Origin of the sequence: Proteus terrae (genome assembly GCF_003144325.1) — a bacterium.
In the GTDB taxonomy this organism is placed as follows: Bacteria; Pseudomonadota; Gammaproteobacteria; order Enterobacterales; family Enterobacteriaceae; genus Proteus; species Proteus terrae.
The window spans coordinates 19,036-38,412 of record NZ_PENS01000015.1 but is presented as its reverse complement, the minus strand read 5'-3'; the positions used below and the strand labels follow the sequence as shown (position 1 = coordinate 38,412).

General features: G+C 37.6%; 19 protein-coding genes. 10 read left to right on the top strand and 9 right to left on the bottom strand.

Annotated elements, in window-relative coordinates:
- The gene (gene clpS / locus DK857_RS15220; protein WP_075672467.1) at positions 1-315 is read right to left on the bottom strand and encodes an ATP-dependent Clp protease adapter ClpS; all 315 of its coding nucleotides are present in this window, start codon (positions 313-315) and stop codon (positions 1-3) included.
- A gap of 288 nt (positions 316-603) precedes the next feature.
- Here clpS and cspD point away from each other — a divergent pair, with 288 nt between their 5' ends.
- Positions 604-813: a cold shock domain-containing protein CspD gene (gene cspD, locus DK857_RS15215; protein ID WP_023581298.1), complete on the top strand. Its 210-nt coding sequence runs from the start codon at positions 604-606 to the stop codon at positions 811-813.
- Positions 814-952: 139 nt separating this feature from the next.
- Here cspD and macB read toward each other — a convergent pair whose 3' ends face one another.
- From macB to DK857_RS15200, 3 genes are all read right to left on the bottom strand, one after another.
- Positions 953-2,899, bottom strand: a complete 1,947-nt coding sequence (macB, locus tag DK857_RS15210) for a macrolide ABC transporter ATP-binding protein/permease MacB (protein ID WP_109402611.1) — start codon at positions 2,897-2,899, stop codon at positions 953-955.
- Positions 2,899-4,008, bottom strand: a complete 1,110-nt coding sequence (macA, locus tag DK857_RS15205; protein WP_109402610.1) for a macrolide transporter subunit MacA — start codon at positions 4,006-4,008, stop codon at positions 2,899-2,901. Before macA ends, macB begins: the two co-directional genes overlap by 1 nt.
- Positions 4,009-4,137: 129 nt before the next feature.
- Positions 4,138-5,814 carry an ATP-dependent nuclease gene (locus DK857_RS15200; protein ID WP_109402609.1) on the bottom strand — a complete coding sequence of 559 codons (1,677 nt, stop codon included), beginning with the start codon at positions 5,812-5,814 and terminating at the stop codon, positions 4,138-4,140.
- Positions 5,815-6,156: 342 nt separating this feature from the next.
- Between DK857_RS15200 and DK857_RS15195 the strand changes: the two genes are divergently transcribed.
- The 6 genes from DK857_RS15195 to artM all read left to right on the top strand — a co-directional run bounded on the left by DK857_RS15195 (position 6,157) and on the right by artM (position 11,549).
- Complete coding sequence (locus tag DK857_RS15195) at positions 6,157-7,059, top strand: lysine exporter LysO family protein (RefSeq protein ID WP_075672475.1); 903 nt, start codon at positions 6,157-6,159, stop codon at positions 7,057-7,059.
- Positions 7,060-7,111: 52 nt separating this feature from the next.
- Positions 7,112-8,569: a DUF2867 domain-containing protein gene (locus DK857_RS15190; protein WP_109393537.1), complete on the top strand. Its 1,458-nt coding sequence runs from the start codon at positions 7,112-7,114 to the stop codon at positions 8,567-8,569.
- A 112-nt stretch (positions 8,570-8,681) separates the two neighbouring features.
- Positions 8,682-9,410, top strand: coding sequence for an arginine ABC transporter ATP-binding protein ArtP (gene artP / locus DK857_RS15185; RefSeq protein WP_088493315.1), 729 nt, complete (start codon positions 8,682-8,684; stop codon positions 9,408-9,410).
- Positions 9,411-9,424: 14 nt separating this feature from the next.
- On the top strand, positions 9,425-10,159 hold the full coding sequence (artJ, locus tag DK857_RS15180) for an arginine ABC transporter substrate-binding protein (protein ID WP_023581291.1): 735 nt from the start codon (positions 9,425-9,427) through the stop codon (positions 10,157-10,159).
- 17 nt (positions 10,160-10,176) lie between these two features.
- On the top strand, positions 10,177-10,881 hold the full coding sequence (gene artQ / locus DK857_RS15175; RefSeq protein WP_075672479.1) for an arginine ABC transporter permease ArtQ: 705 nt from the start codon (positions 10,177-10,179) through the stop codon (positions 10,879-10,881).
- Entirely contained in the window at positions 10,881-11,549 is a 669-nt protein-coding gene (gene artM, locus DK857_RS15170; protein WP_109393536.1) for an arginine ABC transporter permease ArtM, read from the top strand. The genes artQ and artM overlap by 1 nt, the downstream gene beginning before the upstream one ends.
- Before the next feature lie 93 nt (positions 11,550-11,642).
- Here the strand turns inward: artM and DK857_RS15165 are convergent, their stop codons facing one another.
- The 4 genes from DK857_RS15165 to DK857_RS15150 all read right to left on the bottom strand — a co-directional run bounded on the left by DK857_RS15165 (position 11,643) and on the right by DK857_RS15150 (position 15,096).
- Complete coding sequence (locus DK857_RS15165; RefSeq protein ID WP_109402608.1) at positions 11,643-12,842, bottom strand: multidrug effflux MFS transporter; 1,200 nt, start codon at positions 12,840-12,842, stop codon at positions 11,643-11,645.
- Between the two features lie 105 nt (positions 12,843-12,947).
- Positions 12,948-14,081: a 23S rRNA (uracil(747)-C(5))-methyltransferase RlmC gene (gene rlmC, locus DK857_RS15160; protein WP_109402607.1), complete on the bottom strand. Its 1,134-nt coding sequence runs from the start codon at positions 14,079-14,081 to the stop codon at positions 12,948-12,950.
- 29 nt (positions 14,082-14,110) lie between these two features.
- Positions 14,111-14,629: a type III secretion system chaperone family protein gene (locus DK857_RS15155; RefSeq protein WP_109393533.1), complete on the bottom strand. Its 519-nt coding sequence runs from the start codon at positions 14,627-14,629 to the stop codon at positions 14,111-14,113.
- A 167-nt stretch (positions 14,630-14,796) separates the two neighbouring features.
- Positions 14,797-15,096, bottom strand: a complete 300-nt coding sequence (locus tag DK857_RS15150) for a YbjC family protein (protein ID WP_075672489.1) — start codon at positions 15,094-15,096, stop codon at positions 14,797-14,799.
- A 171-nt stretch (positions 15,097-15,267) separates the two neighbouring features.
- Between DK857_RS15150 and DK857_RS15145 the strand changes: the two genes are divergently transcribed.
- Positions 15,268-15,531 carry a GrxA family glutaredoxin gene (locus DK857_RS15145; protein WP_109393531.1) on the top strand — a complete coding sequence of 88 codons (264 nt, stop codon included), beginning with the start codon at positions 15,268-15,270 and terminating at the stop codon, positions 15,529-15,531.
- A gap of 241 nt (positions 15,532-15,772) precedes the next feature.
- On the opposite strand, the gene DK857_RS15140 is transcribed toward DK857_RS15145, so the two are convergent.
- On the bottom strand, positions 15,773-16,198 hold the full coding sequence (locus DK857_RS15140) for a secondary thiamine-phosphate synthase enzyme YjbQ (protein WP_109393530.1): 426 nt from the start codon (positions 16,196-16,198) through the stop codon (positions 15,773-15,775).
- 239 nt (positions 16,199-16,437) lie between these two features.
- On the opposite strand from DK857_RS15140, the gene ybjG reads away from it, so the two are divergent.
- Both ybjG and DK857_RS15130 read left to right on the top strand, forming a co-directional pair.
- Positions 16,438-17,049 carry an undecaprenyl-diphosphate phosphatase gene (gene ybjG / locus DK857_RS15135; protein ID WP_109393529.1) on the top strand — a complete coding sequence of 204 codons (612 nt, stop codon included), beginning with the start codon at positions 16,438-16,440 and terminating at the stop codon, positions 17,047-17,049.
- A gap of 910 nt (positions 17,050-17,959) precedes the next feature.
- Positions 17,960-19,276, top strand: coding sequence for an HAAAP family serine/threonine permease (locus DK857_RS15130; protein ID WP_109393528.1), 1,317 nt, complete (start codon positions 17,960-17,962; stop codon positions 19,274-19,276).
- The last annotated feature ends 101 nt before the right edge of the window (positions 19,277-19,377 follow it).

Here is a 19,377-nt window from a genome sequence, read left to right as displayed (position 1 = left end):
TTATGCCTGTTCAAGAGTACACAAAAGTGGGTATTCGTTTTCTCTCGCATACAGATTAACTTGAGCCACTTTTGTTTCGGCAATATCCGCACTATAAACCCCACAAACTCCTTTTCCTTTATGATGAACGTCCAACATAATTTGCGTTGCTTTTTCCTCGCTAAGGAAAAAATACATCGTAAGCACTTCTACAACAAAATCCATGGGGGTGTAATCATCATTATTCAAGATCACCTTATACATTGCTGGTGGCTCATTTTTCTGATGAACATCTTCCCTTAACGTGGTTTCTGTTAAAAAATCAAACTGACCCATTGTTTTGCATTACTCATAGTTTTGTTAAACGTCACTTTCAATTATGACATTTAGTTTACCATCTCACAGGAAAGTCTGCCTATCAACGCTTTTTTATTCCTTCTTTTTACATTCAAAAAATTACAAAGCGTTAGCTACATCAAAATTTCACCTACTCGAAACACTTTCTATCCCCTTCACCTCTTGACGATTGAAACAATAAAATAGAGTATGTTTTATGAACAGCTCAGTAAATATACTGAAAGTGATGTTAAACAAATAAATACAAGTATATGAGAGAAGCTAAGTATGGAGACAGGTACAGTAAAGTGGTTCAATAATGCTAAGGGCTTTGGTTTTATTACCCCAGCAAAAGGTGGCGATGATATTTTTGCCCACTATTCAACAATCAGAATGGAAGGTTACCGTACACTTAAGGCGGGGCAGAAAGTCAATTATAGTACGATAAAAGGGCCTAAAGGTGATCACGCTGACCTTATCATTCCTATTATTGAATAGAAGATAATTTACAGTATAGATAAACCCGATAAAAATACCAATTACTCTCAATAGTTGGGTATTTTTAGTTAAATAGAATGCCTAATTCATTCAAATAAAAGCCCTTTATATTTTAAGGGCTTTTATCTTACAGTTTGGATTATTCTCTCGCTAGGGCATCTATTGGATTCATTTTTGCCGCACTTCTTGCCGGTAAAAATCCAAAAATAACCCCAATGGCCGTTGAACAGATAAAAGCACTCACTAATGCAATAGGCTGGAATACAAAATGCCAATCAGGCAACATAATACTTGCCACCATAGCGATACCAAATGAAAGACCAATTCCCAGTAATCCGCCGACTAAACAAACTAATACAGACTCTATAAGGAATTGTTGCATCACATCACTCGCTCTAGCACCAACCGCCATTCTAATACCAATTTCTCGCGTTCTTTCTGTTACTGAAACCAGCATAATATTCATTACGCCAATCCCACCTACCACTAATGAAATAACGGCCACTAAAGTGAGAAACAGTTGCATTGTTTGAGTGGTACTTTCAGCTGCCTTAATAAAGCTATCAAGGTTATAAGTAAAAATATCTTTTTTACCGTGCCTAATCGTTAATAAACGAATAATTTGTTGTTCTGCAACACTGGCGTCATAACCTTCAGTTGCTCTTACTGTAATACTATCAAGATAGCTTCGATTTAAAATACGGCTATTTAATGTGCTGTAAGGCACCCATACTTTGAGGGATTGACCATTACCAAAAGCCGATTTTTTCTCAGCAATGACTCCAACAATCGTAGAGGGAATATTGCGAATAATGATTTGTTCACCAATAACCTCTTTTTTGGTAGGAAAGAACCGCTGACGCGTATTTTCATCAATAACAACAACTTGAGCTTGTCGCTGGATCATATCAGGTGTAAACGAGCGGCCTTGCGAAAACTTCATGGCATACACAGTGAAATAGTCGTCACTAACGCCCGCAACAGATGCCGGTGAATCTTGGTTTCCACGGCGTAACCGAGTACTAAATTGAACTTGTGGTGTAACAGCTTGTACATAAGATTGTTGCTTTAAAGCGAAGACATCTTGCAGTGTTAACGATTGTCTATCTTCCGGTGAATCACTCCCAAAATCTTTCCCGGGATAGATATCAATAGTATTAGAGCCAATCGCTTTTATATCTGCCAGCACCATACTTTTAGCTGCATCACCGATCACAATAATCGTGACGACAGAAGCAATACCAATAATAATGCCAAGCATCGTTAGCAGAGTGCGTACTTTGTTCACCACCATTGCACGCCAAGCCATATCTAATGCTTGTGTAAAACGCCCAAATATTTGCTCCAAATAAGAAGAAGTTAAAACAGGTGTTGTCTCTTTTTTAACTTTACTTGCCATTGTTTGATGGCAATTATCATTAATAATTTTACCATCTTTTATCTCTATAATGCGCTTAGCCTGTGCCGCAATTAAAGGATCATGGGTTACGATAATCACCGTATGCCCTTGCTCATTGAGTTGCTTAAGAATAGACATAACTTCTTTACCAGAATGGCTATCCAATGCACCTGTTGGCTCATCAGCAAGAATGACCTCGCCACCATTCATCAACGCTCTCGCAATACTTACACGCTGTTGCTGGCCACCAGAAAGTTGATTAGGACGATAATCAACGCGATCACCTAATCCTAAGCGCGTTAATAATTCGCGAGCCCTTTCTTTTCTTTGGGTAGCATTTTTATCTGCGTAAATCGCAGGAATTTCGACATTCTGCTCTGCAGTTAAATGTGTCATTAAATGGTAGCGCTGGAAGATAAAACCAAAATGCTCACGGCGTAATGCAGCAAGTTGGTCGCCTTCCATTTTCGCAACACTTTGACCTGCAACTTTATATTCACCACTACTTGGTTTATCTAAGCAGCCTAGAATATTCATCAACGTCGATTTACCAGAGCCAGAAGCCCCAATAATCGCCACCATTTCCCCTGCATTAATCGTTAGTGAGACTTTATTGAGAACAATGGTTTCCTCTTCACCATTGGTATATAAACGACTAACCTCATTGAGCTCTAATAATGCAGGCATCATGCTTCTCCTGACGTTTCACCCAGAATAACCTCATCATTTTCTTTTAATCCGCTGAGAACTTCTGCATAAACATCAGTACGCATGCCTATTTTCACTGTGCGTTTTTCTGGCTGACCATTAACTAATACATCAACATAATATTCATTAATACCTGCATCATCACCTAATACAGAAAGCGGAACAAGAAGCACATCTTTCTTATTTTCGATAAGAATTTTAACTTGCGCTGTCATTTGTAAACGTAATAAATGCTGTTCATTAGGTACTTCAAAACGGGCATAGTAAAAAATAGCGTCATTAATTTTTTCGGGTGTAGGTAGGATATCTTTCAACTTACCGCTGAAAGCTTTATCAGGCGCACCTAAAACCGTAAAAGAAGCGCTAAGCTCAGGCTTTAAATAAATAACATCAGCTTCTGATACTTCTGCTTTTACCAGCATCGTGTCTAAGTCAGCTAATGTTAAAATAGTCGGTGCTTCTTGCGCTGCAATTACCGTCTGGCCTTCAAGGGTTTTAATAAAAGTGACAACCCCATCCATAGGCGCGGTTATCCGTGTATATTGCAGGTTGGTTCTCGCCGTATCTAGTGTAGCTTGGTTCTTTTTAATTTGTGCTTGATAAGTAATGATGCGTGCTTTTTTTACTTCAACATCCGTTTTAGTACGATCAAGTTCATCTTGTGCAATCGCATGAGTACCAATAAGCTTTAATTGGCGTTGATAAGTTAATTGAGCTAAACGCAATTCTGCCTGTGCTTGTTGAAGATTGGCTTTAAGCTCATTATTTGTTTCTTGAGATTCAGTCACGTCATTTTGTGCTTTTTTCGGATCGATAATGGCGAGCAAATCCCCTTTTTTAACCACATCCCCCTCTTTGACAAGTAACGATTGTAACTGGCCACTGACCTGCGCACCCACATCAACTTTACGCACAGCATCAAGCTTACCCGTTGCGGTGACTTCTTTCGACAGATCACCTCTTGTGATCTGCTGTGTTTGATATATTGGAGCCTTCTCTTTTGGCCAAACAAAATACGTAGCAATTACGACAACAACTAAAATAAGGGTGAGCATTCTCCCTCGCTTTTTTAAAGATAAAAAAGCCATAAAATTTCCTTCTTAAACATAAAGATGCAATAAATCATATAAAGCATTAGCTATGAGGCTTTATTCTCATAGCTAAATAAAATAAATGTAGGTCTCGTGAATTTATCTTGCTTATACAAGTGTTGCGAATTAATTCGCCTTACCTCTTGCAAGCCATGCCACACGAGAAAACATACTTTTTAGTATGGAAGGGATGGACTCTACTCCACGTTGAGCTGCATTGTTAGCCACCGTTAGTGCTAGATCAGGCTTGGATGAACGTTGAATAGCTTTAATGATCACGCGTCGAGTTGGCCATTTTTCATTATCTGGTACACCTGCAACATCATGATATACATTACGAAAGCCTTCTTTATATAAAAAGTGTTCCATATCTAATGCAGGAAGCTTCGTTAATCTATCACGTTCTGTGTCATTGCTTTTTAACGCAAAATCCTTAACGGTAGCGGCATATTTCTTACCTGCTTCATCACCATCCACTAAGGTATGCCATTCTATGCCCATATAGGTTGCGTACTTTAATAATGGCTTAAGTCCACATTGAGCAAACTCAATGACTTTTATTCCTTCCGCTTCAAAGAAATAATTACATTGCCTTGCCAATTCGTTCATTAACCAAATCTCTGTTTCACCTTCAACCAATAACCAACAACGCGCAAATAACGCAGACGGTCGGTTATAACGAATATGAAAAGAAATACGTCGCTCCTCATCAGAATGCAGTTGCTGATCCCCTACGCGGTAAGCAGCGACTTTATCGGTATCACGTACTAAACGGCAAACGCTCTCTAATGGAGCGAGTGACAGCAACTCACCTGAGTTTGTGGTTGTGATCCGTTGTAATGAGAAAAGATTGAGTAATCCCCAAGCCACCGAAAGCATAATAGGATGCAAACGCGTTTCTGGGTTTTCAACAATCACGATAGGTCTTGCATAAGGATCAAGTGCGACACTACCACGAGACTGCAAGATAGAAGAAAACATTCCCAAGATAATTAATCGAATACTTCTCTGATTGGGTTTTGCCAACACTTTATTAATATTTTCTAAAGCATGCCAGCCACGAACATGAGGCTCATTGACTTTTCGATGACGAGAGCGAGATTTAAACAGTAACGAACCGTGATCTGCAAAATAGTGCCCTAACAGTTGTTGCATTGCATCAAGACCTTCACGTAAATCATCATCTGATAACTCATCAGGATTTTTGACTAACGCTTTGGTTAACTCGCTCATTTTATTATTAAACGCTTCTCGATGAGGATTATTATGAGAATCGATAACATCAGAGGTAAGATCACGAACAAAACGCGCATCTTGTAAGCGAAGCACAGGATAAAGCCTAACAATCTCTGCAATAATTTCTTGAGTTTGTCCATTAGGTAAGCGAATTTGCTTTCCTTCTTTATCAAGGAAATAGCGAAATGTTTTTACATTCTTCTGCTCATCTAATTCAGCACTTATCCGGTAATAGATATGTTTAAGATCATCTCCATTTTCGACCCACACAGGCGCTATTTTATGGAAACGGTAAGATCGATGACGTCCGGGGCGAGATTCGGTAAACGTTAAAATAATTTGTAGGCTTTTTTTACCATTTTCTTCCGGCTCATTCGGCAAACGATGGAAATCATCAGGTGTAAATGCATATTGATAGGTTTCAATACCCAAACTGAGTGTTAACGCATCAAGTAATGAGCTTTTACCCCACGCATTTTCACCCACTAAGACTGTATTCATATCAAGAGGTAATGAAAGACGATTAAGTCCACGGAATCCAACTATTTCCACTCTTTCTAAATACATAAATTCCCTCGTTAGTTACGACTAAGCTATGGTTTTATTTTATTCTTCCTATCTTCATTTTCTGCTTAATCAGCTAATAATTTCACTTAATGGCTATTTTCATTAAATCACAGTTCAAGATAGCCGTAATAAAATTTACTCAACTATTCGATATATACCCATTTTGTTCGCTTTTCAATCAATTAAAGCCTCTTACACCTAAACGTGGTAGGCTCGTTACCTTTAATAAATATTTTAGACTTATCTTAATTTCTGTATCCACAACATCATAAGTAAATGTTATAATCTTAATCACGTTATTAGTTTATTTTATAATTTGAGCACACTCAGTAAGGAATAGAAATGCTATCAGGGTTATTGATTATCCTACTTCCGCTTTTTGTAGGGTATTTGATTAAGTTAAACAATCGCCCATTACTTCATTTGGCAAACCGCCTGCTTAGCGCGATGGTTTACGTTATCCTATTTCTAATGGGCGTAAGTTTAGCCATGCTAGATAATATCGGTGAAAACTTAGTCTCAATTCTTTCTTATGCCAGTGTTTTCTTTTTATGTACCTTTGGCGCCAATTTACTATTTTTATGGCTACTGGATAAAAAAGATCCTTGGCATGTCCCTGCCCATAAACAGTCCAAGCCTCCTTCTCGCATAAAAATGGTACTTGAATCACTACAGTTATGCGGTGTCGTTGTTGTAGGTTTCTTTGTCGGTTTAACAGGCTGGTCAATTTTTCATTATGCCTCTCATGCCAGCCAAGGCGCGCTTATCTTCTTACTTTGGTTGGTCGGTTTACAATTACGCAATAGCGGAATGAGCCCAAAGCAAATTCTTATCAACCGTCGTGGAACAACTGTTGCCGTCGTTATGGGGGTTAGCGCACTGGCTGGAGGAGCTTTAGCGGCTTACTTACTAGGATTACCGATGAAAATGGGATTAGCCATTGCATCCGGTTATGGTTGGTATTCATTATCAGGTATTGTGCTTACCGATGCATTTGGCCCCGTTATTGGTAGTACTGCATTTTTCAATGACTTAATGCGTGAGTTAGCAGCAATTATGCTTATTCCTATTATTGTTAATCGTTATAGAAATACAGCATTAGGGATTTGTGGTTCAACATCTATGGACTTTACCTTGCCTGTTTTACAAAGAAGTGGTGGTGTATCCATCGTTCCTGCCGCTATTGTGCATGGATTCGTTTTAAGTTTAATCACACCAATCTTGATGGCGTTCTTTACTTCATAGAAAAATCAGTAACAATAGAACGATAACGTTCTCTTTTTACTATGGATTAACAATGAATCAACAGCGTGTATTAGTACTTGGTGCAAGTGGACATATTGGTCAAAATCTTATTCCAGCTCTGATAAAACAAGGTCATCAGGTCACCGCAGGTGCCCGTAGAGTTGACTGGATGATGTCTCAAGGTTGGGAAAATACACGCTGTATCTTTGTCGATTTGCATGATCCAGAAACCTTAAACAAAGTAATGCATGATACTGATATCGTTTATTACCTTGTTCATAGCATGGGTGATGCACGTAATTTAGTTGAACAAGAGCGTAAAGCGGCAATTAACGTTGTAGAAGCGTTAGAAGGTACTGACGTTAAACAAATTATCTTTTTAAGTGCCTTACAGCATGAAGATCAACAATATTCACCTCATCTTATTGCCCGAAAACTTACGGGTGAAGTGTTAAGAACCAGCACTGTTCCTGTGACTGAGATCCGTACCTCAATGATTGTAGGGCCCGGCTCTGCTGCCTTTGAGATTATGCGTGATATGGTTTATAACCTTCCCATTCTTACACCACCACGTTGGGTTCGTTCTAAATCCTCCCCTATTGCTCTCAAAAATTTAATTCACTATTTAACTGAAATTATTCATCATCCCACTCATCAACATCGTATTTTTGATGCTGGTGGTCCTGAATACATTAGCTATCAAACTCTTTTTGAACGCTTTATTAAAATCTCAGGTAAAAAGCGAGTGCTGATCCCGTTACCTATGCCGGGTAGTCTTATTTCTGCGGGCTTTATCAGTATGATAACCTCTGTACCAACCTCTATTGCTAAAGAGCTTATTCAAGGGCTTAAATACGACCTCCCTGCCAACGATGAGCCATTACGTAAACTTATTCCTCAAACTCTCATTAAATTTGATGAGGCAGTAAAAGAAACACTCGCAGATGAAGAAGCCGCTTTAGACAACCAAGACTGGGGTTACTCTCCGGCTGTTCGTAGTCGCTGGAAACCCGGTTATGGTTATTACCCCAAAAATGCAGGTTGTACAGTATCTACACCCGCAAGCGCGGCATCTCTTTGGCATACAGTGCAACAAATCGGTGGAGAACAAGGATATTTTTATGGTAATGCGCTATGGAAAACTCGCGCCATTATGGACGATATTGCTGGAAATAAAGTCACTTACGGACGCCCTTCTAGAGAAACGTTAGAACTTGGCGATATGATTGATGGTTGGCGAGTAATCAAACTAGAGCCTGAAAAACAGCTCACACTATTATTTGGAATGAAAGCTCCCGGTTTAGGTAGACTCTCTTTCACGATCCACGACAGTGGTAATCTTCGCTCAATAGATGTTCGCGCTTGGTGGCACCCAGCAGGATTTAGTGGATTGCTTTATTGGTTTGCCATGATGCCTGCGCACTTATTTATTTTCAAAGGTATGGCTAAAACAATAAGTACTAACGCTTACAAACTGGATAAAAATTCACCTGACAGTGAAAAAAAATAGCCGAATTACCCATTTTTACGTAAAAAAACCACTTTATTATGCAGTTTTAGTTGCATAATTATTCTTACCGTTTTATTATTTGAACCAGTTAATGACTATTCAGAAAAAACGCATGAGTATTCAATTAAAAAACATAAATTGTTTCTACGGTTCGCACCAAGCACTCTATGATATTAATCTGGAATGCTCTGCTGGTGAAACAATGGTTCTATTAGGACCAAGTGGTGCAGGTAAGAGCTCACTAATGAGAGTTCTTAATTTATTAGAAATGCCACGTTCAGGCGAATTAGAAATTGCGGGTCTACATTTTGACTTTAGCCAACAGCCTAACGCAAAGGCAATTCGTTCATTACGCCAAAATGTGGGCATGGTATTTCAACAATACAATTTATGGCCACATTTAACGGTTCTTGATAATTTAATTGAAGCACCTTGCCGTGTATTAGGTTTATCAAAACCGCAAGCCAAAGAAAAAGCGATGAAATTGCTTGAGCGTTTACGTTTGAGTGATTACGCAGGACGTTTTCCTCTGCATTTATCTGGAGGACAACAACAACGTGTTGCTATTGCAAGAGCATTAATGATGGAGCCTCAAGTTCTCTTATTTGATGAACCTACGGCAGCATTAGATCCTGAAATTACAGCTCAAGTTGTTGATATTATTAAAGAGCTATCTGAAACGGGTATTACACAAGTCATTGTGACCCATGAAGTTGAAATTGCACGCAAAGCCGCGAGCAAAGTTGTATATATGGAAAACGGCCGTATTATAGAGCAAGGTGATAACTATCATTTCACTGCTCCACAAACGGAAGCTTTTGCTAATTACTTGTCACACTAAATCAGGATCAGACAATGAAAAAAATATTATTTGCAGCACTTCTGACCAGTATTACACTTTCTGCAACTGCGGCTGAGAAAGAGACAATTCGTTTTGCAACTGAAGCAACATATCCTCCATTTGAAATGATTGATGCGAATAATCAAATTGTGGGATTTGATGTTGATTTAGCAAATGCAATGTGTGCAAAAATTAATGCTGATTGTACCTTTACCAATCAGTCATTTGATAGTTTAATTCCTAGTCTGAAATTCCGTCGCTTTGAAGCGTTAATGGCGGGTATTGATATTACGCCAGAGCGTCAAAAACAAGTTGATTTCACCGATTCTTACTATGATAACTCAGCAGTATTTATCACAGTAACCGGTAAAATCTCTGATGTAGCGAGCCTAAAAGGCAAACAAATTGGTGTTCAAAATGGGACAACCCATCAGAAATTCATCAATGAACAACACAAAGAGATGAAAACTGTTCCTTATGACAGTTATCAAAATGCGGTATTAGATCTTAAAAATGGTCGTATCGAAGCTATCTTTGGTGACACTGCGGTTGTTAATGAATGGCTGAAAAAAAATCCTGAATTAGGTATTGTAGGCGACAAAGTTGCAGATCCTAACTACTTTGGTACAGGCCTTGCGATCGCAGTAAGAAAAGGTAATGCTGATTTACAAGATAAATTAAACAAAGCATTAGCTGAAGTAAAAGCTGATGGCACCTATGATGTCATTTATAAAAAATGGTTTGAATAACAATAATAGCTTAATAAATGAATGAAATAACAACTCTAGCAGGTGCGGCCGTCACAACGGTCTCACTTGCTATTTCTGCTCTTATCCTCGGATTAATTCTAGCCATGCTCTTTACAGCTTGGGAATCCGCGAGATGGAAAGCCTTTGCTTTCTTAGGAACATGTTGGGTAACACTAATTAGAGGACTACCAGAAATGCTGGTGGTTCTTTTTGTCTATTATGGCACCCTACAAGGTGTCATGATGCTAATGGATGGAATTGATCTCGGTGCTTTCACCTTACAAGTTGATTTTGGTGATACTGAATCATTACCTTTCTATTGCGGTGTTATCGCCCTTTCACTTCTTTATGCTTCTTATGCATCGCAAACTTTACGTGGTGCATTAAAAGCAGTACCAACAGGACAATGGGAAGCCGGCCAAGCATTAGGTATGGGCCGTATTACTATTTTCTTCCGCTTTATCATGCCTCAAATGTGGCGTCACGCTTTACCAGGTTTAGGTAATCAGTGGTTAGTTTTATTAAAAGATACCGCTTTAGTCTCATTAATCAGTGTTAATGATTTAATGTTACAAACACAAAGTATCGCTAACCGTACTCAAGAGCCTTTTACTTGGTATAGCATTGTTGCATTGATTTATTTGGCAATTACTTTGGTCAGTCAATATATCCTGAAATGGCTAGAAATGAGAACGACTCGATTTGAACGGAGTGCCTCATAATGTGGGATTATATTGTTGATATTTTACCTGGATTACCAACAAGCCTGTCTTTAACAGCCGTGGCTCTATTGGTTGCATTTACACTTTCAGTTTTAATGACTTTTGTTTTGGCACTCAAAACACCTGTCATTAGCCAAATAGTCAAAGCCTATATTACCTTATTTACGGGTACGCCTTTATTGGTGCAGTTCTTCTTAATCTATTATGGCCCAGGGCAATTTCCTGTGTTGAAAAACTTTCCAACGATGTGGGAGTTATTATCAACGCCGTGGTTCTGTGCGATGGTCACATTAGCATTAAATAGTGCAGCTTATTCAACCTTGCTTTTTTATGGTGCTGTAAGAGCTATTCCTTCTGGACAATGGCAATCTTGCCAAGCGTTAGGAATGTCACCAGTACAAACAGCAAGAGTGATATTACCTTACGCATTTAAGCGTGCGCTTTCATCATATTCAAACGAAGTAGTTTTGATATTCAAAAGTACCTCACTTGCCAGTACTATCACCTTACTTGAATTAACAGGTTATAGCCGACAAGTCTTTGGTCAAAGCTATGATGTGATGGTTTTTGTTGCCGCAGGTATTATTTATCTGTGTATCAACGGAATACTGACACTCTTAATGCGATTAATAGAGAAGAAAGCCTTAGAGTTTGAGCATCGTAATTAAAAACGAGCAAGCCAAACTGTCAATGTAAAAACACCCCAGCAGTTTTTACTCCGGGGTGTTTTTTTATGTTTGAATAAACAACAAATACATGTTCTATTCTTGCGTAGCCTGTTTTTCTATTAGCGCTTCTTTGTGGCTTACTCGATAAGCATTCAATGCTAATAAACTGCCCAATAACATCACAATTGCTAACGCTAATTTAGGTTGCACTGCTGAAGCCAGTGCTGTTAAACCAAAAGCAGCCCCTCCTGCCATTTGAATAAAGCCCACTAATGCAGAGGCAATACCTGCTGTTTGTGAATAAGGCTCAAGAGCATAACTTGTCGCAGGCCCCATAATAAAAGCAAGACCAGCGCAAGCACTTGCCACAGGCAGCATATAAATCAACCAATGATTTTGTAATTCAGCAGGAATAAATATCAAGCTACCTAACAAGCTCACACAGCCCAATCCCATTAACCCGCCCCCTAAGATCAAACAAATAGGTCTACCAACACGGTGAATAACCCGGTTTGCATAAAAACTGACAAACATTATCCAAAAACCATTTACACCGAAAACAATAGAAAAAATCAGTGCTGATAATTTTGCATCATTCATTAATACAATTGGGGCAAATGACACATAAGTTAATGCCATTCCCATAGTACCTGCATTCACTAAAGCAAAAGTTAAAAAGCGTTTACTGCATAAAATCTCAAGGTATGTTTTACCTAATTTTTGTTTTGATTGAGCTGTATTTTCAGGTTTTGTTTCTGGTAAAAAACGAGTGATCAAGATTAATACAAGCACTGAATAGAAAATTAAGAACCCGAAAGGTGCACGCCATCCCCAATATTCAGCCAATAATCCACCTAATAGCGGCGCCAATGCAGGGATAATATTTAACGTGCCATTTAAAAAACCGAAAACGCGAGCGGCTTCATTACCATTAAAACAGTCACGAACGCAGGTAAAGGCCACAACGGAAGTACAGCACACCGCTGAAGCTTGTAATAATCGTGAAATAATAAAAAGCGTTGAATCTGTCGAAATCGTTGCAATGATAGAACCCACAATATAGATAAGGATCCCAGCGATAGCGATTGGTTTACGACCGAACTTATCCACCAAAGGCCCCGATATAAGTTGCCCTACACCTAAGACTAAAATAAATAAAGCAATAGTAGATTGAATAAGGGATACGCTACTCCCTAAATCTTGAGCAATCGCAGGTATTGTCGGTAAATAGAGATCGATCCCCAAAGGCCCCAATAACACCATCACTAATAACAACGCTTTTAAATTCTGCATAAAATAGAATGCCCATCTAATAAAAAAGAAAACGCCCGATGTTATCCATCGAGCGTTAAATGCTGATTTATACTAACACTCAATCTCTATTTTGTAATAAATATCTTAGCTGTCTTGTAATACCAATAACGTAAGAACTTCATAGTGAGAAGTATGAGGAAACATATCAAACAACTGCACTCTATCTATTCGATAGTGAGAAAGTTGCTGAATATCTTTTGCCATCGTTTGAGCATTACAACTTGAGTAAAGGATAAAGCGAGGTTTCATTTTATTGAGATAACCGCACAATGCCTCACCAATACCTCGCCTTGGTGGATTAACAAGCACTAACTCAGGAACAGACTCTTTAGCTAATGCATAACCTGTTGAATCTAATGCTTGAAACTCGACATACTCTAACCCTAATTCCTGAGCTGATAAACGTGCACATTCAATAGCTTCAGGGCTAATTTCAATACCTGTTAATTGGGTTGATTTGTCTACACAATGCAACCCAAAGCCCCCTGAGCCACAAAACATATCCCATAAATGCGTGATATTTAATTCTCTTACCCAACGACCAGCTGTGGCATACAGTGATGAAGCCACCGCTGGATTAGTTTGAAAAAAACCTCTAGGCCGAATATGCAATGGAATTTGGTTAAATGATTCATCCATGAATGTTTTTTCTGTCAGAATAATTTCTTGTTCACCTTCCAAAATAGCCATATGCACAGGTTGAATATTAACAGAGATAACCGCTAATTGAGGCAATTGCTCTTGTAACCAAGGAAGTGTTTTACGAAGTTGTTCTAGTTTTTTTTCTGAACGCAAAACAAAGCGCAACATCATGGTGTTATTACTTCGACTCTCAGTTAATAAAATAAACTTGAGTTCACCACGGCGGCGTTCAATGTCGTAAGGTACTAGCCCTGCTTTTGCAATAAATGTTTTCAAAATAGAAAACACGGGTGCAAAAGAAACTGGATACAGTGGACATTCGCATAAATCGACAGCGACACCTTCTTTAGTTTTTAAGCCCAAAACGGGTCTTTCAACACTCCCGCTGACGACCATCTTTGCTTTATTACGAAACTGCGCTTGTTGGCTTTCAATAGGCGCTAATTTATCAAAAGCATAATCTTCTGGCAGTAATGCTAATAGGTTGTGCTGTTTTTTCTTGATTTGTTCAGGATAAGCAAGAGAAAGCCATTCACAAGAATGACATTCACCCGCACTAAATCGTGCGCATTGCATAAGATTTGTGACCGTTATGGAGATTAATATTAATGTACAGTATAGGAGGAGTCAGTTGATGCGCTATTTATCTCAACATCTTCGTCTTCATCATCTTCTTCATTTTCACTTTCTTGTTTTTCACCATACAAGAAACCGTTATTAAAAATTTCGCTAACGACTTCAGCAGATTGCTCTTCTGCTTTTTGTAAGAACAGATCGAATTGATTCAGTGAGATACCTGCAGCAACCGGAAATGATTGGCAAAAAACTAATTTTGGTAAGTTCTCATCACTAATTTCTAGAAATGTTTTAATAAATAAAGAGCTTGCATTAATTTGGCTTAGATTTGCCATTAATGGCACTATTGCTGACGGCTTTAGCTCAGCGATAGCGGTAAATACAAGTACATCTTCAAGAATATCAATTTTGGCATCAAAAATACCACTGATATATTGAAGATGTGGTAAATGTAACGCCTGACAAGAGTCACATTCATAGTAAGCAATCTGTAGTTCATCAAGCCAAGACTTTAGCTGATCCAGATCGGTAGTCACAACAGCGTTCATTCAAATAACCTTTACGCGCAAAAAAAAGAGTGCCTGTTGGCATTGATGCTATTTTGCCACTTTTTCTATCTTGAAGGCACTAATAAATAGAAAAACTAAGAAAATTAAGCCAATTTACATATTGGATTTTCTTAGTTTCTAATGCATTTTTGAGAAAAAACAGTTAACTATTCTTCGTTATTCTCTTTTTTCTTACTCTTTGTGGATTTATGATCAATCCCTAAAAAAGTTAATCGATAAATAGCACGCCATACAATATGGATAGCAGGCGGGATCATGCAGATAACGCCCAAAACAACTAACGTTAATTGTCCTGTATACGTTCCTAACCACTGCGGAGAAGTCATATATTGGTTGATATAAAGATAAGCAACCACTAATAAAATAATACCGATTATCTCAATGATGATAATGGGTTTTGGCATATCTGACAGTGATTTCATATCTCGATTTGAAGGCTTTTCCATTGTTTCTCCGCTAAATGCTGTATCGCAGTCCTATCTCATTATTCGGCAAATTGGTATAATTTATCACACTAAAAGGCAATAACTGTTTTTGTTTAGCCTAATAAAAGGGCATAGTAACAACCAATAGAAACTATTATGCCTGAATTTTATTTCTTCAATAAGGAGTGTCGTATGTTTGTTGTTATTTTTGGTCGTCCAGGTTGCCCATATTGTGTACGTGCTAAACAACTGGCTGAAAAACTATCTGAACAACTTGATGATTTCGATTTCCGCTATGTAGATATTCATGCTGAAGGAATTACAAAAGCTGATTTATCTAAAACTGTCGGAAAAGAAGTTGAAACTGTGCCACAAATTTTTATTGATGAAAAACACATTGGTGGTTGCACAGATTTTGAAGCTTATGTTAAAGAAAATTTAGGCATCCACAACTAATTCAAAAGCGCTAAAACAGTTTATTTATCAATATGTTTTAGCGCTTTCTCTTTTTTATCTCTCATCTTTTCTCTCTTTCTAAAAAAAAATTCTATTTTTTTTCATTAGTTAGCGAACTTTCTTTCTAACCCGGAGTCTGAATTAGTGCCACTGCTTTTCTTTGATGTCCCCAAATATTGAGGAGCCCGATAGTTTCAACCCTTTTGGTGAAATAACTGTCGGGTTTTTTATTGTCTGAAATTTAGTAACACTCACCTTGCAAGGTTACGATAATACGACGACTACCGCCGTGATTTCGATGTTCACCAAGATAAATCCCCTGCCAAGTTCCTAAATTCAACTCACCTTGACTAATAGGAACCGTAACACTTTGTCCAAGTAAGCTACTTTTAATATGCGCTGGCATATCATCACTGCCTTCATAGGTGTGAAGATAGTAATCTTCGTCCTCTTTTACGCTTTGATTAAAGAAGCTTTCAAAGTCACTTCGCACTGTTGGATCCGCATTTTCATTAATCGTTAATGAAGCCGATGTATGTTGAATAAAAAAATGAGCAATTCCGATTTTGTATTGTCTTAGCTCTGGTAATTCTTGAATCAATGCTTGTGTAATTAAGTGAAATCCTCTTGGCCTTGAATTAAGGACAATATTTTTCTGGAACCACATAAAGTTATACCTCGTTGAAGATAAGAAAAAGAATGATGTGAGAGCAATAACATAAGCGCAATACTCTTTTTAAGAATGCTTTAGCTCAGTTTGATATAAAACTGACAAATCTTTTAAAAAAAGCACAATTAAATAAGAAAAAAACACTTTACCCCTATTACTCCCTCATTTACCCTTAAAAACTTGCGTATTATGTATCATAAACATCGCTTATCAGTACGACATGTATGGAGCCTAATTTGCTGGAACAATTCAATTTAGCCGTATTTTCAATGATGAATGCAACACCTACGGCATCTCCTTTAGAAATCGGTGCGGCGATAGTTATTGCTAAGTACCTTGTCTATCTTTTTCCGTTATCTTTAGTGTTCTATTGGTTATGGGGTAATGAAAAACATCTTAGTCAGCAAAGAACATTAGTGTGCAAAGCTGCCGTCTCTTTAGGTATTGCACTTTCTATCTCTTGGATGATTGGTGCAATTGCGCCTCATGAGCGCCCTTTTGCGGCTAATATTGGTTACAACTTTCTCGACCATGATGCAACACCTTCATTCCCAAGTAACCATGGTACGTTTGTTTTCACCATTGCTTTAGCTTATCTCTTTTGGCATAACAGCAAACGTATTGGCTATATTATGCTCGGCTTAGGACTTGCGATTGCTTGGGCGCGTATCTATCTTGGCGTGCATTGGCCAATCGATATGATTGGTGCTTTTATCGTTGCTCTACTTTCTTGTGGCCTTTGCCAGATCTTCTGGTCTAAAGGTGGCGATATACTCCAAAAATGGGTACAAAGGCTCTATCAACTCTGTTTTGCCTATCCTATTCGTAAAGGTTGGACAAAGGCCTAACCTTTCTAATACCGAAAAAGACCACATTTATTGTGGTCTTTTTTATATTTAGCTTAAATAACATTGCCCTTCAATATATTAATATATAAATAAAAATATTCTCTATTATTATATTATTTGTCTAGAAAATAAATGTGTTGTTATTTTAATCAAAATGAAACTTTTATATTCGTTATATAACGACCTACCAAACTCATTTATTAACAAATTCACTGTCGTATTTATAAACAATATTCTACTTATAAACGAAATATAACTATATTCATTTCATAAAATAAAAGAAATTCATTAATAAATAATCATATCACATCGTTTCTATATTCTTTTGTCTACTTTTAAACATTAATTAAAGAAAATTATTTATTGTTTTATTTCAATCGGATACAAGGTTAATATAATGTTTTAATTGTAAATAAAAATAACCAAATTGATTTTAATCATTTATTTTCCAGATAATAAAAATACCTAAAAACAATCATTAACATATGAACATTTAATTATTTAGCTTTATTTTACACTTACTTTAAAATTGGAAAATTATTTCAAAATATTTTAAAACCCCCTCTAAAAACACAAAATATAAAAAATGTTACATTTTCAGGTTTTTCAGTTATATTTAGCATTTGAGATGGTGATCACGGTAGTTTATCCTGAAAAACACTATATTCTGCACCTCTTAAGTCTGGATATAAACTTATTGAATATTTTTTCAAATTTTGAAAGAGCTTAATTCTTTTGAAATTTAAAGATTTTTATCTGTGGTAATTGAAGATATTGAGATAACACCAGGTACTCAATGCACTCATTTATTCATAATTAAATTTATGCCGTGATTGTTTCTAAAAAGAAATACAATCGCGCCCTTATTTTTTATTCATTATTTTTTTACCGCGTTATTTCGGAGAGTATTATGGATACAACCAAAGTTGGTTCTATCGCGTCGGGTAACACCCAAGGTGATTACAAAGCATGGCGTAAGTCAGATACAGTATGGATGTTAGGTTTATACGGTACGGCTATCGGTGCTGGCGTTCTATTTTTACCTATCAACGCAGGGATTGGGGGTTTAATTCCTCTGTTGATTATGTTAGTACTTGCATTCCCAATGACCTTCTTTGCACACCGTGGTATGTGCCGCTTTGTATTATCAGGTAAAAACCCAGGTGAAGATATCACTGAAGTTGTTGAAGAACACTTTGGTAAAACAGCAGGTAAATTAATCACTCTGCTCTATTTCTTCGCAATTTATCCTATTCTATTGGTTTATAGTGTTGCTATCACCAATACAGTAGAAAGCTTTATTGTGAACCAAATGCACATGGCTGCACCACCTCGCGCAATTTTATCACTGGTACTTATTGTTGGTATCATGTCGATTATTCGCTTTGGTGAACAAGCTATCGTTAAAGCAATGAGCGTATTAGTATTCCCATTTGTTGCAGTTCTAATGGTCTTAGCACTGTATCTGATCCCTGAGTGGAATGGTGCGATTCTTGAGACTCTCTCTTTTGATCACGCAACAACATCAGGTATGGGTCAAGGTCTATTAGTAACCTTATGGTTAGCTATCCCTGTAATGGTGTTCTCTTTTAACCACTCTCCAATCATTTCTGCGTTTGCTGTGGCGAAACGTGAAGAATACGGCGAAAACGCTGAGAAAAAATGTTCACGCATTTTAGCTTATGCGCACATCATGATGGTTATCACTGTAATGTTCTTCGTGTTTAGCTGTGTATTTAGCTTAACACCAGAAAACTTAGCAGAAGCAAAAGCACAAAATATCAGTATCCTGTCTTACCTTGCTAACCATTTTGAAGCGCCAGTTATTGCATATATCGCTCCATTTATTGCTTTCGTTGCGATTACTAAATCTTTCTTAGGTCACTACTTAGGTGCTCGTGAAGGCTTCAACGGTTTAATCATCAAATCACTGCGTGAAAAAGGTAAAACAATCGAGAAAGATCGTTTAAACAAAATCACTGCACTGTTTATGCTGATTACAACTTGGATTGTTGCAACATTAAACCCAAGCATTTTAGGTATGATTGAAACCTTAGGTGGCCCAATTATCGCAATGTTACTGTTCCTGATGCCAATGTATGCAATCCGTAAAGTACCAGCGATGAAGAAATATGAAGGCCACATCAGCAACGTATTTGTTGTAATTATGGGTCTTATCGCAATCTCAGCTGTTTTCTATAGCTTAGTTAACTCTTTCATGAGCTAAATAAGACATCTAATGGCTACTTCCTTAATCGGAAGTAGCCATTACAGCTTTAGGTTTCAAAACTGACACTTAACACTCTAATAATCACACAGTTGCGCCTT